Below are 2,325 nucleotides of genomic sequence, written 5' to 3' on the forward strand. Positions count from 1 at the left end.
TTGCTGCCACGGTTTTTTGTGAGGGGGGTCCGTATTACGGACCCCCCCCTTTTTTTGTGCTTTGCCCCCGGTCGGGATCTCTTTTTAGTCTTCAGGTGGCCCTCGTCGTGGGCATGGTCGAACGTTCTCCGCTTCTTCCTCTCGGCCTTCCTCACCTGCTCCCTCTTCTCGCCTCCTCTGGCTACCCCATCTGACGTGGTCCAGTGAGCGACTCCGGACCGGGGAATGGGAGAATTTCGTCATGACGAAGACAATTCCGGCGGAGTTGCTGGCCGCCGCTGAAGCGGCGAAGGGCTTCATGCCCACTGATGAGGGCTTGGTCCTGTACGAGACGGCCCTGGCTTATGCCGATCGTGGCCCGATCGTGGAGATCGGTACCTACTGCGGCAAATCCACGGTGTTCTTGGGAGCCGCCGCCCGTGTCAGTGGGGTGAAGGTCATCACCGTTGACCACCACCGGGGTTCGGAGGAACACCAGGAAGGCTGGGAGTACCACGACCCCACCCTCATCGACCCGGTCACGGGCAAGTTCGACACGCTTCCGCACTTTCGCCGGACCATCACTCGAGCGGGCTTGGACGAGGAGGTCATCGCGATCGCCGGTGCCTCCACCAAGGTCGCCTCGGTCTGGGGTACAGAGCTCGGAATGCTCTTCATCGATGGCGGTCACAGCGAGGAGGCCGCCCAGAACGACTACGAAGGCTGGACCCCGCACATCGCGGTGGGTGGCGCACTCGTGATCCACGATGTCTTTCCCAACCCCGAGGATGGGGGCCGGCCGCCCTACAACATCTACTGCCGGGCTCTGGAGACCGGTCGATTCAAGGAGACGCGTGTGGTCGGCTCCATGCGTGTCCTGGAACGGACCTCCTGAGCTCGCGGGTTCCATCCGACCATCATGGATGGGCCCCTCGACTCGGTGTCACATGGTGTCCGATGGGTCACCATGTGACACGCCATTACCGGGTGAACTCCGGTCAGAAGTCACTGACCGGTTACGGATTCGGCCTTGACACGGTTACGGGCGGGTATCGTGGCGGGGAGGGTGGAGCGATGGTGGCGATTTTCCCCGGGATACCGCTTCAGTCCTGACTCGAACTGAACCGATCAGGGGCACTTGCGCGTCAAATACCAGGACGGCACGGTGCCGGACGTGATTTGCCATGGGGGCGGGGAGCTGAGCGAGAGCACACACGGCGATGGCGGGACGGATGGACAGCGTCCCGACTCGAACACGCCGGAGACGAACGACACCTCTGCTGAGGAGCTGTCCAGTCAGGCGACGCCCCAGGGCGAAGTACCCGTGACCGATGAGGATCAATCCGACGGATCATCTGGCGAGGGCGCCGAGGAGAACCCCGTAGGTGAGGGTCCGCCCGAACCGGAATTCATCGGCGGGGCCGTCGCTTTCAAGACCAGCGGCACGTTCTTTCGTGACCGGGTGGCCCAGACCCTGGCGGAGCAGGGATTCGAGCTGGAGGACGTACCGTCCTCGGAGCTGAGCGCCGAGGACGGGGATACGAGCACGCCTTCTTCCGAAACCGATGGGTCGAGCACGCGGTCGGCCGATCTCGGGAAGGAGGCAGAGGACACGGAGGTCGCCGACACCGCGCCCGATTCCGAACCGAACGCGGACGATGCTGATTTCTCTGGGGACGGCACCGACTCCTCTGCTGGGTCCTCCGAGCCGCCGGTCACCGGATCTGTGAGTGAGGAGGGTGCCGAGGACGAGGAGGAACGCACGGAGAGCGTTGCCTCCGCCCAGGGGACCGCAAAGGATGGGGAGGCGGAGGAGGGGAGCGATCCCGATTCCGAGGCGACCGGTGTCTTCCCGCTGCCGAACATCGATCGGGACCCCGAGGAAGCGCGGGACTCCGAGAACACCGATAGCCCTGCGGGGTCGGCCGGCGTGGACTCCCCGGTGGCCGCGGCAGAAGCCGCCACGGGGCCCCGGACCAAGCCCTTCGAAGCGTCACGAGACGAAGCCGACGAGGCCGCGGAGCCCGACGAAGCCGCTCAGGAGAGCTCGCCCACCGAGGCCATGCCCGCCCCGAGCGCGGACGCGGTCCCCTTCGATGCCCCGGCGCCGGCAGAGGAGTCCCAGGAGGCAGGTCAAGGGTCACACGGCCCCACGACGGACTCCGTGGACGAACCTTCCGTGGAGCCGGACTCCACGTCCTCCTCCGTGGACGCCGCTTCCACGTCCTCTGACGACACGATGTGGCCGCGGGCCCAGCGGATGTCCGACTACGTCTCGGACCGGACGGAGGAAGGCGAGGCCTCCGACTCGGGAACGGAAGGAACCACTGCGGCTACGGCGGCGGG

1 protein-coding gene and 1 pseudogene are annotated in these 2,325 nt (G+C 65.6%); both read left to right on the top strand.

Going from position 1 to position 2,325, the window contains the following annotated elements; translation table 11 throughout:
- The first annotated feature begins 241 nt into the window (after nt 1-241).
- The gene (locus D472_RS0117175; protein ID WP_017605707.1) at nt 242-874 is read left to right on the top strand and encodes a class I SAM-dependent methyltransferase; all 633 of its coding nucleotides are present in this window, start codon (nt 242-244) and stop codon (nt 872-874) included.
- 270 nt (nt 875-1,144) lie between these two features.
- Nucleotides 1,145-2,325, top strand: a pseudogene (locus tag D472_RS25825) (transglycosylase domain-containing protein); the annotation flags it as partial.

The organism is Nocardiopsis alkaliphila YIM 80379 (genome assembly GCF_000341005.1).
In the GTDB taxonomy this organism is placed as follows: Bacteria; Actinomycetota; Actinomycetes; order Streptosporangiales; family Streptosporangiaceae; genus Nocardiopsis; species Nocardiopsis alkaliphila.